12 protein-coding genes are annotated in these 14141 nt (G+C 62.8%); 9 read left to right on the top strand and 3 right to left on the bottom strand.

From position 1 onward, the window contains the following. Nucleotides 1–16 precede the first annotated feature (16 nt). The 4 genes from NK8_RS27385 to NK8_RS27370 all read left to right on the top strand — a co-directional run bounded on the left by NK8_RS27385 (nt 17) and on the right by NK8_RS27370 (nt 4455). Nucleotides 17–787 (top strand): SDR family oxidoreductase, encoded by a 771-nt coding sequence (locus NK8_RS27385; RefSeq protein ID WP_213232865.1) that lies wholly within the window; start codon nt 17–19, stop codon nt 785–787. A 105-nt stretch (nt 788–892) separates the two neighbouring features. Further along, nucleotides 893–1786 (top strand): LysR substrate-binding domain-containing protein, encoded by an 894-nt coding sequence (locus tag NK8_RS27380; protein WP_213232864.1) that lies wholly within the window; start codon nt 893–895, stop codon nt 1784–1786. A 118-nt stretch (nt 1787–1904) separates the two neighbouring features. After that, entirely contained in the window at nt 1905–3206 is a 1302-nt protein-coding gene (locus NK8_RS27375) for an MFS transporter (protein WP_213232863.1), read from the top strand. A 22-nt stretch (nt 3207–3228) separates the two neighbouring features. Next, a complete protein-coding gene (locus NK8_RS27370; protein ID WP_213232862.1) occupies nt 3229–4455 on the top strand; it encodes an amidohydrolase family protein in 1227 nt (408 codons plus the stop codon). On the opposite strand, the gene NK8_RS27365 is transcribed toward NK8_RS27370, so the two are convergent. Beyond that, on the bottom strand, nt 4445–5464 hold the full coding sequence (locus NK8_RS27365) for an Ldh family oxidoreductase (protein ID WP_213232861.1): 1020 nt from the start codon (nt 5462–5464) through the stop codon (nt 4445–4447). The two genes, NK8_RS27370 and NK8_RS27365, sit on opposite strands and share 11 nt — an antisense overlap. A gap of 110 nt (nt 5465–5574) precedes the next feature. On the opposite strand from NK8_RS27365, the gene NK8_RS27360 reads away from it, so the two are divergent. After that, nucleotides 5575–5955 (top strand): DUF1090 domain-containing protein, encoded by a 381-nt coding sequence (locus tag NK8_RS27360; RefSeq protein ID WP_213232859.1) that lies wholly within the window; start codon nt 5575–5577, stop codon nt 5953–5955. Nucleotides 5956–5990: 35 nt separating this feature from the next. After that, a complete protein-coding gene (locus NK8_RS27355; protein ID WP_213232857.1) occupies nt 5991–6449 on the top strand; it encodes an MEKHLA domain-containing protein in 459 nt (152 codons plus the stop codon). On the opposite strand, the gene NK8_RS27350 is transcribed toward NK8_RS27355, so the two are convergent. After that, on the bottom strand, nt 6446–7309 hold the full coding sequence (locus NK8_RS27350; protein WP_213232855.1) for an NmrA family NAD(P)-binding protein: 864 nt from the start codon (nt 7307–7309) through the stop codon (nt 6446–6448). The genes NK8_RS27355 and NK8_RS27350 overlap by 4 nt on opposite strands. 202 nt (nt 7310–7511) lie before the next feature. Next, complete coding sequence (locus NK8_RS27345; RefSeq protein WP_213232853.1) at nt 7512–8243, bottom strand: GntR family transcriptional regulator; 732 nt, start codon at nt 8241–8243, stop codon at nt 7512–7514. A gap of 136 nt (nt 8244–8379) precedes the next feature. Here NK8_RS27345 and pcaB point away from each other — a divergent pair, with 136 nt between their 5' ends. The 3 genes from pcaB (at nt 8380) to NK8_RS27330 (ending at nt 14052) form a co-directional block, all read left to right on the top strand. After that, entirely contained in the window at nt 8380–9750 is a 1371-nt protein-coding gene (gene pcaB / locus NK8_RS27340) for a 3-carboxy-cis,cis-muconate cycloisomerase (RefSeq protein ID WP_213232851.1), read from the top strand. 27 nt (nt 9751–9777) lie between these two features. Further along, entirely contained in the window at nt 9778–11190 is a 1413-nt protein-coding gene (locus NK8_RS27335) for a cation:dicarboxylase symporter family transporter (RefSeq protein ID WP_162069989.1), read from the top strand. A gap of 123 nt (nt 11191–11313) precedes the next feature. Next, the gene (locus tag NK8_RS27330; protein WP_213232850.1) at nt 11314–14052 is read left to right on the top strand and encodes a glucosidase; all 2739 of its coding nucleotides are present in this window, start codon (nt 11314–11316) and stop codon (nt 14050–14052) included. The last annotated feature ends 89 nt before the right edge of the window (nt 14053–14141 follow it).

Here is a 14141-nt window from a genome sequence, read left to right as displayed (position 1 = left end):
AAACGGGAGAAAGGATATGTCCAAGAAAGTAGCTATCGTCACGGGTGCGAGTCAGGGCATCGGCCGTTCGACCGCGATCCGTCTGGCGCGCGATTTCGATTCGCTCGTGCTCGTCGCGCGCAATCGCGAGAATCTCGATGAAACCGCGCGAATGGCGGAACAAGCGGGCGCCGGCACGCTCGCGATCGATATCGATCTGGCGCTGCCCGAAGCCGCGCAGGAGGTCGTCGATCGAGCGCTCGCCGCGTTCGGTCGCGTCGACGCGCTGCTCAATATCGCGGGCGCGGTGCCGCAAATCGATCTGTTCGACATGACCGACGAACAATGGGACGCCGGACTCGCGCTGAAGCTGCATGGCGCGCGGCGGCTGACCGTCGCAGCGTGGCCCTCGTTGAAGGAGACATCGGGATCGGTCGTGTTGATGTCGGGCAATTCAGCGCTGTTTCCCAAGGCGCCGTATGCGGCGGTCGGGACGATCAACGCGGCAATTGTCGCGTTGGCGAAGGCGTTTTCCGATCGCGGCATCGCGGACGGCGTGCAAGTGAATAGCGTGTTGCCCGGTCCCGTGATGACGGGACGACGCCGCTCGTATCTCGAACATTGGGCGCCGCTGCACGACATGAGCGTCGAGGAAGCGACCGCGCGCTTTCCCGCTGAAGCCGGCATCGCGCGTTACGGCAACCCGGAAGAGATCGCCGAGTTGATGGCGTTTCTCGTCTCGCCCGCCGCGAAATGGATGACGGGCAGCACGCTGAGAATGGACGGCGGCGAAGTGAAATCCGTGTGATGACGTCGTTGCGCAGACGCAAGCGCTTCGCACGCTGAACGCTTGCAAACTCTGCGCATTCCTCGTATGGTCGGCGCGTTGCACGATTCTCCTTCACGACCGACCATGCGAATCGCCCCGCTTCCTCCGCTGCAATGTCTCATCGCCTTCGAAGCTGCCGTGCGTCATGCGAGCTTCACGAAGGCCGCCACCGAACTGCATCTCACGCAAAGCGCGATCAGCCGCCAGATCCAGCAACTCGAGGAGTTTCTCGGCCGTTCGCTGTTCGTGCGCGAGCATCGCGCCTTGCGACTCACGCTCGCGGGCGAGCAGTATGCGAGCCAGGTGCAGACGATTCTCGCGCATTGCGCCGAAGCCACGCACGACGTGATGAAGCATCACGGCGACATGGCGCTCACGATCGCGTGCTCGTCGGGAGTGGCCGTGTTGTGGCTCACGCCGCAATTGCCGCGCTTTCGCGCCGCGCATCCGAACGTGAACCTTCGACTCATCGTGCGCGATGGCCTCGCGACGATGACAGCCGCCGAGTTCGATGTCGGCGTCTACTACGTGCGCCAGGAACTCGCCTCGCATTTCAGCGCGCGGCGTCTGTATGACGAAGAAGTCTTTCCCGTTTGCGCGCCCGCATATCTCGCGGGCCGCTCGCTGAGCCTCGCGGATCTCGCGCACGAAACGCTGCTCGTGCTCGAAGACGGCCAGCGGCAGTGGATGTCGTGGTCCGAGCTCTTTCGCCAAAATGGCCTGGACATGCCGAAGTCGCCGCGCACGATCACGATCAATCACTATCCGCAACTCGTGCAGATGGCGATACTCGGCCAGGGCGTCGCGCTCGGCTGGAAACACATGATCGATCCATGCATCGACGAAGGACTGCTCGTGCGCGTGACGCGCGAGTCGGCGAGCCATGGCGGCGGCTACTACGTCATCACGCCGAGCGACCGTGCGCAGAATCAGGCCGCGCGCATCTTCACGCGCTGGCTCTTCGAACAGGCGGCATGATCCGTTCGCATGCGTCCAGCGCATGCATGCATGCGAATCTTTCGTTTCAGAAACAAATCTCCCCGTACTTAGCATGTCGTCATGCAAGGGAGACTTATTTCTGGAGGAGGATCGTCCGATGCAAGGAACACTGTCACCCGCCACGCCGCACGCGCCCGCTCTCGGGACGCAGCGGCGGCGCGCCATCGTCGCAACGGTGCTCGGCAACGGGCTCGAATGGTTCGACTTCACCGTCTATAGCTTCTTCGCGGTCACTATCGCGAAGCTGTTCTTTCCCACCGGCAACGAGCTGACCTCGGTGCTGCTCACGGTTGCGACCTTCGGTGTCGGCTTTTTCATGCGGCCCGTGGGCGGCATCGTGCTCGGCATCTATGCCGACAAGGTCGGACGCAAGGCCGCGCTTTCTCTCACGATCCTGCTGATGGCGTTCGGCACCGCGCTCATCGGCATCGCGCCGACGTTCGAACAAGCGGGCATTTTCGCGCCGCTCGTCATCGTCGTCGCGCGGCTGTTGCAGGGCTTTTCCGCAGGTGGAGAAATGGGCGGCGCCACGGCCTTTCTCACCGAGTACGCGCCGCCCGAAAAGCGCGCGTTCTATTCGAGCTGGATTCAGTCGAGCATCGGCTTTGCCGTGCTGCTCGGCGCCGCGACGGGCGCGTTCGTGACCTCGTCGCTCGACGCCGCCGCGCTCAATAGCTGGGGCTGGCGCGTGCCGTTCCTGCTCGGGATCATCGTCGGTCCGGTCGGTTACTACATCCGCAGCCACATCGACGAAACGCCCGCCTTCGCCGCCGTCAGCGACGAAGCGAAGGCGAAGTCGCCGCTCGCCGAAGTGCTGTCGAACTTCCCGCGCGAAACCTTTGCGAGCTTTTCGATGGTGATTCTCTGGACCGTCTGCACCTACGTGCTGCTCTTCTACATGCCGACGTACTCCGTGCGCACGCTGCATCTGCCGCAATCGACGGGCCTCGTCGCCGGCATGATGGGCGGCCTCATGATCATGTGCTTCTCGCCGGTGATCGGCACGCTCGCCGACCGCTACGGCCGTCGCCCCTTCCTCTCCGGCGCCGCGCTCGCGATCCTCGTGCTCGCCTGGCCGATGTTCGCGTGGATCAACGCCGCGCCCGGCCTCGCCTCGCTGCTCGTGTTTCAGGCGGTGTTCGGCGTGCTGATCGCGGCTTACACCGGCCCGATTCTCGCCGCGTTCGCCGAGCTGTTCCCGACCAAAGTTCTGTCGACCGGCCTGTCCGTCGCGTACAACTTCGCCGTGACGATCTTCGGCGGTTTCGCGCCCTTCCTCATCACCTGGCTCATCGCGAAGACCGGCAGCAACATGGCGCCCGCGATCTACGTGATGATCGCCGCGGCGATCAGCTTCGCGGGCACGCGCTTCATCAAGAACGCCACGAAGCGCGTCTGAACCAGACAACGAGGTCAATGCAATGACAACCATCGTCATCCAGGGCGGCAACGTGCTCGATCTCGAGCGTGGCGAATTGCTCGCGAATTATCATGTCGTGATCGAGAACGAGCGCATCGTCGAAGTGACGGACCGTCCCGTCGATCTGCCGAACGCGCGCGTGATCGATGCGAAGGGCAAGACCGTGATGCCCGGCTTCATCGACTGTCACGTTCACGTGCTCGCATCCAATGCGAATCTCGGTGCGAACGCCGCGCAACCGAACATTCTCGCGGCCATTCGCTCGCTGCCGATACTCGCGGCGATGCTTTCGCGCGGCTTTACGAGCGTGCGTGACGCGGGCGGCGCCGACTGGGCGCTGATGCAGGCGGTCGAAACCGGCCTCGTGCCGGGGCCGCGCATTTTCCCTTCGGGCAAGGCGCTGTCGCAAACGGGCGGTCACGGCGATTTCCGGCCGCGCAACGATCTGCTGGAACCGTGCTCATGTTGCTTTCGCGCCGGTGCGATCGCGCGCGTGGTCGATGGCGTCGATGCCGTGCGTCTCGCCGTGCGCGAGGAAATCCAGAAGGGTGCGACGCAGATCAAGATCATGGCGTCGGGCGGTGTCGCTTCGCCGACTGATCCGATCAACAACACGCAATACTCGGAAGACGAGATTCGCGCGATCGTCGCGGAAGCCGAAGCTGCGAACACCTATGTGATGGCCCATGCGTACACGGGCCGCGCGATCGCGCGCGCGGTGCGTTGCGGTGTGCGCACGATCGAGCACGGCAATCTCGTCGATGAAGCCGCCGCAAGCCTGATGCGCGAACACGGCGCGTTCGTGGTGCCGACGCTCGTCACTTACGATGCCCTCGCGAAACATGGCGCGCAATACGGTCTGCCGCCCGAGTCCGTGGCGAAGGTCGCATCGGTGCAGCGGGCCGGACGCGAATCGCTCGAAATCTACGCGCGCGCCGGCGTGCCGATGGGTTTCGGCTCGGACCTGCTCGGCGAGATGCACGAGTTTCAGTCCGGCGAATTCCGCATTCGCGCGGACGTGCTCGGCAATCTGGAAGCGCTGCGCTCCGCGACGACGATCGCGGCGGACATCATCGGCATGAAGGGCAAGCTCGGCACGATCGCGGCGGGTGCGACCGCGGACGTGCTGATCGTCGATGGCAATCCGCTGAAGGATATCGAGGCGGTGTCGGGCAATGGCGAGCGCATCGAAGTCGTGCTTCAGGCGGGCAAGGTCGTCAAGTCCTGAGCGTATCCGCGCAAGCCCGCAGTTGCGCGACGAGCGACGCGGGCAATTCGATGCCCTCGCGCGCCGACTGCGCGGCCACGTCATGGCGCCGATAACCCGGCAAGCGCACGCCTTCATCGGCGAGCATCAGTTCGATCAGCGTCTCGATGCGTTCGAGATACGCATCGTTGCCCGCGAGCGCGCCCGGATCGATGATCCAGAACAGATGGCCCACGCGCGAGCGCCTGCCTTCGGCCGTCAGGAACGATCCCGCTTCCGCGCCGAACTGCGCGCCCGCAAGCGCCGCCGCGAGCAGTTCCACCATCAACGCCAGCATCGCGCCCTTCGCGCCGCCGAAGGGCAGCATCATGCCGTTCAACGCGGCATGCGCGTCGGTGGTCGGCTCGCCGTCGGCGGTGGTGGCCCAGCCTTCGGGAATCGGCTTGCCGTCGCGCGCGGCGACCATGATCTTGCCGCGCGCCACTTGCGACAAAGACAGATCGATCATCAGCGGCTTGCCGTTCACGCGGGGGAATACGGCGGCAATCGGATTCGTGCCGAAGAGCGGTCGCGAGCCGCCCCATGCGGGCATCGAGCCGGGCGCGTTGCTGAACGCGAGACCGACGAGCCCCGCTTCACCCACGCCTTCGAGGTGATACGCACCGGCGCCAAAGTGATGACTGCGCGTGATGCTCGCCGCCGCCGTGCCGAACGTGCGCGCGCGTTCGATGCCTGTGGCGATCGCGAGTTCGCAGGCGGCGAACGCGAGACCATCGGCGGCATCGACGAGAAACGCCGCGCCCTTGTCGCGCACGATGTGCGGTACCGCGGCCGGATCGACGCGGCCGTTGCGCAATTGCGCGAGGTACATCGGCAGGCGCGCGACGCCGTGTGACGCGAGACCGTGTGTGTCGGCATAGACGAGCGCTTTCGCGGTGGCTTCTGCGGTTGCTTCGGTGGAACCCGCTGCGAGCAATGCGCCGTGCGCAATGTGATGAAGCGCCTCGGGAGTCAGTGTTTCGTGATTCATGTCCGGAATATCTTGATGCACGTGAGACGACAGTGTAGCCGTACTCGTATAGGCAGAAAACGGTAGAGTATCGGCTCACCAGTCGTGCATCGCTTTTCGTGAGGCCATACATGAAACTCGCATTCAAGGCATTGCTGCTCGTATCGCTCGCAAGTCCGCTTTATTGCGCGGCTCAATCGAAAGGATGCGATGCGAAGCGCAGTTCGATCGAACAGGAAATCGCGTATGCGCGCGCGCATGGCAATGCGAATCGCGCGGATGGGCTGGAGACGGCGCTCGCGCGTCTGAATGCCAATTGCACGGATGAATCGCTGAAAAGCGAGGCCCAGCGCAAGGTCGCGGCGGCGCAGAAGAAACTCGACGAACGTCAGCACGATCTTCAGAAAGCGAAGAGCGAAGGCAAGAGCGCGAAGAAGATCGCGGAGCGGCAACGCAAGGTAGATGAAGCCCATGCGGACCTGGAGCGTGCACAAACCGAAGCAAACGAGTAAGGTTATCGCCTTCTGTCCACTCGATTCATTGCACGATGCAGCCCACCGATTCCGACTTCTTCACGCTTCTCGACGAAAGCTATACGCGCTTGCTGGGAAAGTCGCTGGTTCCCGATCAAACCATGAGTTCCGCCGAAGCCGCGCGCTGGCTTTATGAAGACGCGCCCTTCGGCATTCTCGCGCACGACACGCAGGCCGATCCCGTTTTCGTCTATGGCAACCTGCGCGCGCAACGGTTGTTCGGCTATACGTGGAACGAGTTGACGGCGTTGCCCTCGCGGCTCTCCGCCGAAGCGCCCGAACGCAGCGAACGTCAGGCGTTTCTTGAACAGGTGACGCGTGATGGTTATGTCGATGGTTATCGTGGCGTTCGCGTCAGGAAGACGGGCGAGAGATTCTGGATCGAGCGCGCGACTGTGTGGCAGTTGTTCGATCGCGATGGCGTGTATCGTGGGCAGGCGGCGCTGATTCCTTACGTGAGTGATATTGCCTAAGGCTTGGTAACGAGCCTACGAATCACATCGACAAGCAACGTCGTCCCCTTGACGATCTCCGCGCGACCGTTCTCAAAATCGATCCAGCCTTCGTTGAACCCGTCGAGCATCCGCATGCGGGGCATCGGGTTCCTCATGCCCTGACTCACGAAAAGCGCCTGCCATGTTCCGCGCGGAACTGCCTCCATCCGTACCGGCTTGCCAAGCACCTCCTCGAACGCCGCAGCGATATCATTCGGACTCACGCGCACCGGTCCCTCCAGTTCGACGACACGCACGCCCGCCCAGTCTTCCTGCATCAGCTTTGAGGCAAGCAAGCCGATATCATCGGTAGCCACCATCGGAATCGCGCGATCGAGCGGTTGCAAGAACGACTGCACGACGCCCTCGCCACGCGCGCCGTCGACATCCCATGCGCAGTTCTCCATGAACCAGCCAGGACGCAGAAACGTGACAGGAATCGATTGCCGACGAAGCGCATCTTCCAGCAACGTGCGCTGCGTCAGCAAATTGGTCTGTGCGGCCTGAGCACCAATCGTCGACAGGCAAACGATCTTGCGCGGCTTCGCCCGCGCCACCGCCGCGACGATCGCGTCGATGACTTCACGCGCTTCCGGAAAGTCCGGCGCGGGATCGAACTCGGGCGGCGGAAGAATGAACACGGCTTCGGCGCCTTCGAAGGCATGCGCGAGCGAGTCGGCATCGGTCATGTCGGCGAGGGCGACATCGCACCCCCGCGCCGACCACGCCGCGCCCTTTTGCTCATCGCGCACGACGGCGCGCACGGGCTTGCCCGCTTCCAGCAGCGCATTCGCGAGCGCGCCGCCGACTTGTCCAGTGATTCCAGTGATGACGTACATGGTCCGGCTCCTTATGCAATCCGTTTGACTTCGATGGATCGCATGTTAAGGCGCGGACGCTTCGGGAAAAATGGCTTGCCGGTTATGGGATCGATGACGCGGTGTCATCGATGCCCGCTCAATGCCCCGGTCCGTTCTGTTCGATGCAACTCAGCACGATCGTGCTATTCGCGTCCGCTCCGGGTGCGCCCACATGGCACGCTCAGCCTTGAGACCGCTTGAGGCGCATCGACACCGAAAACCGTTCGGCCGGATGCACGGTGACCGACACTTCGAAGGTCGCGCCGGTCGCATCGAGATAGCGGCGCACGATTTCCAGCGCCGCCGTGCCCGCGTCCACGCGCAGGCGCTTCGCCATTTCGGCGGTCACCGTAATGGCCCGCACATCCTGCTGAATCTCGTCGATGCTGCGGCCATAGCGTGTCTCGATCAGCGAGCTGATGAGCGTATCCGGATTCTCCTTCGCGGCTTGCGCGATGTCCTCGTATTCCGGATCGATATACACGTCGGTCCAGCCGACGGGCGGGCTGTCCTTGTCGCCATCGATCCGCAGACTCGACACGCGCAGCCACGGCGCGCCCTGCGCGCAGCGCAAGGTCTTCGCGAGCTTAGCCGTCGCCTCGATCTGCTGCGTCGACTGCACGAGGCGCAAATGCTCCGAGCCGAACTGCACGAGATCGTCGACGGACGCGAGCGAGGGCCGAAAGTCATTGCGTGGCTGCATCGACTCGACGCGCGTGCCGGCGTTCTTGCGCCGCGACACGAGCCCCATTTGCTGCAACTCGTGCAGCGCGGCGCGCACGGTGTGCCGGCTCGTCTGGTAGTGGTCACGCAGCTCCAGTTCGGTCGGCAGATAGGAGCCGACAGGAAAGCGTCCCGATGCGATTCCCTCGGTCAGTTCTCGCGCGATCTCGGCGAAATGCGGTCTGTTCATTGCTGCGATGGTGGTGATTTGCGGTGGTCAGGGTAAATCATAGCTTGCCCGATATGTTCGAACATATTAATCTGCATATGTCCGGACATATTACGTGTCCTCTTTCATCGACATTCCGTATCCCCGAGAGGTCTTCATGACGAGTTCCGTGCCCCCCCTGGCCAGCACCGTGTTCGATTCCGTGCTGTTCCGCGACGCCTTCGGCACCGCGAAAATGCGCGCGTTGTTCGCGGATCACGCGCTGGTGCAGCGTTATCTCGACGTCGAAGTGGCGCTCGCGAAGGCCGAGGCGCGCGCCGGCGTCATTCCCGCCGAAGCCGCCGAGGTGATCGCGCGTGAATCGAAGATCGAGCGCATCGACTTCGATCACATGCGCGAGGAAACCGATATCGTCGGCTATCCGATCCTGCCGCTCGTGCATCAGATGGTGAAGATGTGCGGCGACGCCGGACGCTATGTTCACTGGGGCGCGACGACTCAGGACATCATGGATACAGCCGTCGCGCTGCAGGTGCGCAATGCGCTTGATTCGATCGATGGCGATATCCGCGAACTGCGCGCGATTCTCGCGAACCTCGCGAAGAAGCATCGCGACACGCCGATGGCCGGCCGCACGCACTTGCAGCAGGCGCTGCCCGTCACCTTCGGCTACAAGGTCGCGATCTGGCTCGCGATGTTCGATCGTCATCAGGAACGTATCGCGCAGATGCGTGAACGCGTGGCCGTCGTCGAGTTCGGGGGCGCGGCGGGCACGCTGGCATCGCTCGGCGAGACGGGTTTCGCGGTGCAGAAGGCGCTCGCCGAAGAACTGAAGCTCGGCGTGCCGGCGACCACATGGCACGTCGCGCGCGACGGCTTCGCCGAAGCGGTCAACCTGCTCGCGCTCGTCACGGGTTCGCTCGGCAAGATCGCCATCGACATCATGATCATGGCGTCCACCGAATTCGCGGAAGTGTACGAGCCGTTCGTGAAGGGCCGCGGCGCGAGCAGCACCATGCCGCAAAAACGCAATCCGATTTCGAGCGAACTCATGCTTGCCGCAGCTAAAGCGGTGCGCCAGCACGCGGGCCTGATGGTCGACGCGATGATCCAGGACTTCGAGCGCGCCACCGGCCCGTGGCATGCCGAATGGATCGCGATTCCGGAGAGCTTCATTCTCACGTCGGGCGCGCTGCATCAGGCGAAGTTCGCGCTCGGCGGCCTGATCGTCGATGAAGCGCGCATGAAGCACAACCTCGGCATCAGTCGCGGCCTGATCGTCGCGGAAGCGGTGATGATGGGCATGGCGCCTTACACCGGGCGTCAGCAGGCACATGACATCGTGTACGACGCGTGCCGCACCGTGAACGAACACGGCGGCACGCTCGCCGAAGCACTCGCCGCATTGCCCGAAGTGACGAAACACTTCGACCGCGCCGCGATCGACCGCATGACCGACCCCGCGAACTATCTCGGCCTCGCGCCGCAGATGGTCGATCGGGCCATCGCGCTGTCGAGCGAAATCTGATTACAGAAAATCATGGAGGAGCATGCGATGCATAACGAACACGCATCACACGACGACGCGACCGTCGCACCGCCGAAGAAGCTGCCGTGGTATCGCAAGCTCGGCATGCAGGTGCTTTTGTCGCTCGTGATCGGCATTGCGGTCGGTCTCGTCTTTCCGAAGTTCGGCGCGCAGCTGAAAGTCCTCGGCGATATCTTTCTCGCGCTCATCAAGGCCGGCGTCGCGCCGCTCGTGTTCCTCACGATCGTGCACGGCATCGCGTCGGCGGGAGACGTGAAGAGCGCGGGACGCGTCGGCTGGCGCTCGATCGTCTACTTCGAAGTCGTGTCGACGCTTGCGCTCGCGTTCGGCCTGCTTGCGGGCAATCTGCTGCAAACGGGCAAGGCGATGACATCGGTCACGGTCGGCGCCGTTCCCGCGACGGCCGCCAAAGCCGCGCCGCAAGGCTTCACCGAGTTCGTCATGCACGTGGTGCCGGACAACTTCATCGGCGCGTTCGCGAAGGGCGAATTGCTGCAAGTGGTCGTGCTCGCGGTGATGGTCGGCATCGGCATTCTCGCGATTCCCGAGCGCCGCCGCGTGCGCATCAACGAAGGCCTCGATCTCATCTCCGAAGTGCTGTTCTCGTTCATCAATCTCGTGATGAAGCTCGCGCCGCTCGGCACGTTCGGCGCGGTCGCGTATTCGGTGGGCAGCAACGGCACGGCGGTGCTGATCGCGCTCGCGCAACTCGTCTTCAGTTTCTATGCGGTGGTCGTGCTGTTCATCGTCGTGGTGATGGGCGCGATCGCGAAGCTCGCGGGCTTCAGCCTGTGGCGCTTCCTGCGCTATATCAAGGACGAGATTTTCATCGTGCTCGGCACGGCTTCGTCGGAAAGCGCGCTGCCGCGTCTCCTGATCAAGCTCGAACGGCTCGGCTGCGCGAAGCAGACTGTCGGGCTCGTGCTGCCGACCGGTTACGCGTTCAATCTCGACGGCACTTCGATCTTCATGTCGATGGGCGTGATGTTCATCGCGCATGCCTATGGCGTGCCGATCACGATCGAGCATCAGATCGGCATTCTGTTGCTGATGCTGCTGACGTCGAAAGGCGCGGCCACGGTCTCGGGCGGATCGTTCGTGGTGTTCGCGGCGACCGTCACATCGACGGGCATCCTTCCCGTCGAGGGACTCGCGTTGATCTTCGGCGTGTACCGCTTCATGTCGATGGCCATCGCGACGTGCAACACGATCGGCAACAGCCTCGCGACCGTGGTGATCGCGAAGTGGTCGCGCACCTTCGATGCGGCGATCAGCGAACGTCATCTCTATCCCGAGCGCTTTCCGGAGACCGCGCAAGCCGACGAACGCCTCGCCGACGGCAATCTTCTTCCCGAGGACATGAACGACGCGAATCCGCATCCCGAAGGCATTTCGCTGAGAAGCGCGGGAACGCGTTGATAGCAGCACGATTCAACTTGCAGCGCGGCAATCGCCGCGCTTTTTTTTTCGTTTCGCTTATCATCGGAGAACCGCGCATCGAACGCATCGCGGGTTTGGATCGTCATCCGGAACGGAGGTCGCATGCCACCGCTACGCGCAATCCATCTGCTGCAGACGAAGGAAGGCTCGCGCCTGCACGGGCCCGAACTCGATCACTGGCGCCGCTGGGGACCGTATCTGAGCGAGCGTCAATGGGGCACCGTGCGCGAGGATTACAGCGAATACGGCACCGCATGGGATTACTTTCCGCACGACCATGCGCGCAGCCGCATGTATCGCTGGGGCGAGGACGGCATCGCGGGATTCGGCAACGATCCGCTCGACTGGTGCGTGTCGCTCGCATTGTGGAACGGGCGCGATCCGATCATCAAGGAACGGCTTTTCGGCCTGACCAACGAGCAAGGCAATCACGGCGAGGATGTGAAGGAGCTGTACTTCTATCTCGACGGCACGCCGACGCATTCGTACATGAAGATGCTGTACAAGTATCCGCACGACGCGTATCCGTATCAGCAACTGATCGACGAAAACAGGAAGCGCGGGCCCGAGCTTCCCGAATACGAAATCCTCGACACCGGCGTGTTCGATAACAATCGATACTTCGACGTCTGCATCGAATATGCGAAGCACGCGCCGGATGACATCGTGATGCGCGTGACGGTGGAAAATCGCGCGGACGAGGCTGCGACGCTTCACGTCCTGCCGCAGTTCTGGGCGCGTAATCGATGGTCGTGGTCGAGCAAATGGGGCAAGCCGTCGCTGACACTCGAAGCGGCTGCGGGCGAAGGCGCGCGCATCGTCGCGCACAATCCTTCGCAGGGTACGACGATCGTCACGGCCACGGCCGATGTTCCCATCGAATGGATCTTCTGCGAGAACGAAACGAACGTTCGTCGCATCTTCGGTATCGAGGGTGCTGGACCGTTCAAGGACGGCTTCAACGACTACCTCGTCGAAGGCGACGATAAGGCGATCCGGCGCGATCGCGGCACACGCTGCGCCGCGCATGCGTGTCTGCAACTCGGGCCGCATGAAAGCGCCGTGATGTATCTGCGCTGGCGTCCCGCGTCGGTATCGAATGCGCCGCCGCTCGACATGCAACAGCTTCTCGCGCGCCGTGAAGCGGAAGCCGACGAGTTCTACGCGACGCTGCAACACGATATCGACGATGCCGACGCGCGCCTCGTCCAGCGCCAGGCGCTCGCCGGCATGCTGTGGTCGAAGCAGTACTACCAATTCGACGTCACGCGCTGGCACGACGGCGATCCGGGCCAGCCGACGCCGCCGAAAGGACGCAGACGCGGCCGCAACGCGGACTGGCGGCACATGTGCAACGGCGACATCGTATCGATGCCGGACAAATGGGAGTACCCGTGGTACGCGTCGTGGGATCTGGCGTTTCATGCGGTGGCTTTCGCGACCATCGATCCCGACTTCGCGAAGAAGCAGTTGTCGCTGCTCGTGAAAGAGCGCTACATGCATCCGAACGGGCAATTGCCCGCGTATGAATGGGCGTTCGGCGATGCGAATCCACCCGTTCACGCATGGGCGACATGGCGCGTGTTCGAACTCGATCGCGAGATGACGGGCATCGGCGATCACGCGTTTCTCGAAGTGATGTTCCACAAGCTGCTGCTCAACTTCGCGTGGTGGGTGAACCGCAAGGACGCCGACGACCGCAACATCTTTCAGGGCGGCTTTCTCGGGCTCGATAACATCGGCATCTTCGATCGGTCGCAACCGCTGCCCACGGGCGGGCGCATCGATCAGGCCGATGGCACCGCGTGGATGGCTTCGTACGCGCTCGATCTGATGCAGATCGGCCTCGAACTCGCGATGACGAACGAGTCGTATGTCGAAATCGCGGTGAAGTTCTTCGAGCACTTTCTGTATATCGCGGAAGCGGTCAGTTGCGGCGAAGGCTGCAACACCGGGCTATGGGAAGGCAAGGACGAATTCTTCTATGACGTGCTGCATCTTCCGAACGGCGCGCGCGTGCCAATGCGGATTCGTTCGATCGTCGGACTGATTCCGCTTTTCGCCGTGCATGTGCTCGAAGAGCGCGTGTATGGCGATCTGCCGGGGCTGCGCGAACGGCTCGTGTGGTTTCTGGATCATCGGCCGAATCTCGCAAAACTCGTGTCACGCTGGACGGAGCCCGGCAAGGGCAATACGACTTTGCTTTCGCTGTTGCGCGGACATCGCATGAAAGCGCTTTTGCGCCGCACGCTCGATCAGAGTGAGTTCCTTTCCGACTACGGAATTCGGGCCTTGTCGCGTGTGCATTGTGAAGCGCCCTATGTCTTCGATCACGATGGCGTGAACGTCTGTATCCGATACTTGCCTGCGGAATCGAACACGCGTGTGTTCGGCGGCAATTCGAACTGGCGCGGGCCGATCTGGATGCCGGTCAATTACCTTCTGATCGAATCGCTGTACGAGTTTCATCGCTACTACGGCGATGAGTTTCGCGTCGAGCATCCGACGGGATCGGGAGAAACGCACTCGCTGAGCGAAATCGCCGACGATCTTTCGCGGCGCATCACGACGCTATTCTTGAAAGATGCGGACGGCAAACGTCCTGTGATGGCCGCGTATCCGCAGTTGCAGGCCGATCCGCGTTCGCGCGATCTCATCCTCTTTCATGAGTACTTTCATGGCGACAATGGACGCGGTGTCGGCGCATCGCATCAGACGGGCTGGAGCGGGCTTGTCGCGTTGCTGTTGCAGCCGCGGTTGATGAAGCTGTCGCATGTGGGGCCCGAAGCGCCTGTGATGGCCGTGCGATTGCATGAGGAGCCTGCGGCGATGGCGCGTTAGGGTTTTGGCTGTCGATTCGCCTACGACCGTCGACACGCTCGCCTATACTGATTGTGTCACTTCACTGTCCCCAGAGAACCGGAGGACGT

The sequence above is a fragment of the Caballeronia sp. NK8 genome (genome assembly GCF_018408855.1).
GTDB lineage: Bacteria > Pseudomonadota > Gammaproteobacteria > Burkholderiales > Burkholderiaceae > Caballeronia.
This window is presented reverse-complemented; position numbering and strand designations above follow the sequence as displayed.

Coding starts and splice junctions, on each gene's coding strand:
- NK8_RS27385 (WP_213232865.1), top strand. CDS start 17: ATGTCCAAGAAAGTAGCTATCGTCACGGGTGCGAGTCAGGGCATCGGC.
- NK8_RS27380 (WP_213232864.1), top strand. CDS start 893: ATGCGAATCGCCCCGCTTCCTCCGCTGCAATGTCTCATCGCCTTCGAA.
- NK8_RS27375 (WP_213232863.1), top strand. CDS start 1,905: ATGCAAGGAACACTGTCACCCGCCACGCCGCACGCGCCCGCTCTCGGG.
- NK8_RS27370 (WP_213232862.1), top strand. CDS start 3,229: ATGACAACCATCGTCATCCAGGGCGGCAACGTGCTCGATCTCGAGCGT.
- NK8_RS27365 (WP_213232861.1), bottom strand. CDS start 5,464: ATGAATCACGAAACACTGACTCCCGAGGCGCTTCATCACATTGCGCAC.
- NK8_RS27360 (WP_213232859.1), top strand. CDS start 5,575: ATGAAACTCGCATTCAAGGCATTGCTGCTCGTATCGCTCGCAAGTCCG.
- NK8_RS27355 (WP_213232857.1), top strand. CDS start 5,991: ATGCAGCCCACCGATTCCGACTTCTTCACGCTTCTCGACGAAAGCTAT.
- NK8_RS27350 (WP_213232855.1), bottom strand. CDS start 7,309: ATGTACGTCATCACTGGAATCACTGGACAAGTCGGCGGCGCGCTCGCG.
- NK8_RS27345 (WP_213232853.1), bottom strand. CDS start 8,243: ATGAACAGACCGCATTTCGCCGAGATCGCGCGAGAACTGACCGAGGGA.
- pcaB (WP_213232851.1), top strand. CDS start 8,380: ATGACGAGTTCCGTGCCCCCCCTGGCCAGCACCGTGTTCGATTCCGTG.
- NK8_RS27335 (WP_162069989.1), top strand. CDS start 9,778: ATGCATAACGAACACGCATCACACGACGACGCGACCGTCGCACCGCCG.
- NK8_RS27330 (WP_213232850.1), top strand. CDS start 11,314: ATGCCACCGCTACGCGCAATCCATCTGCTGCAGACGAAGGAAGGCTCG.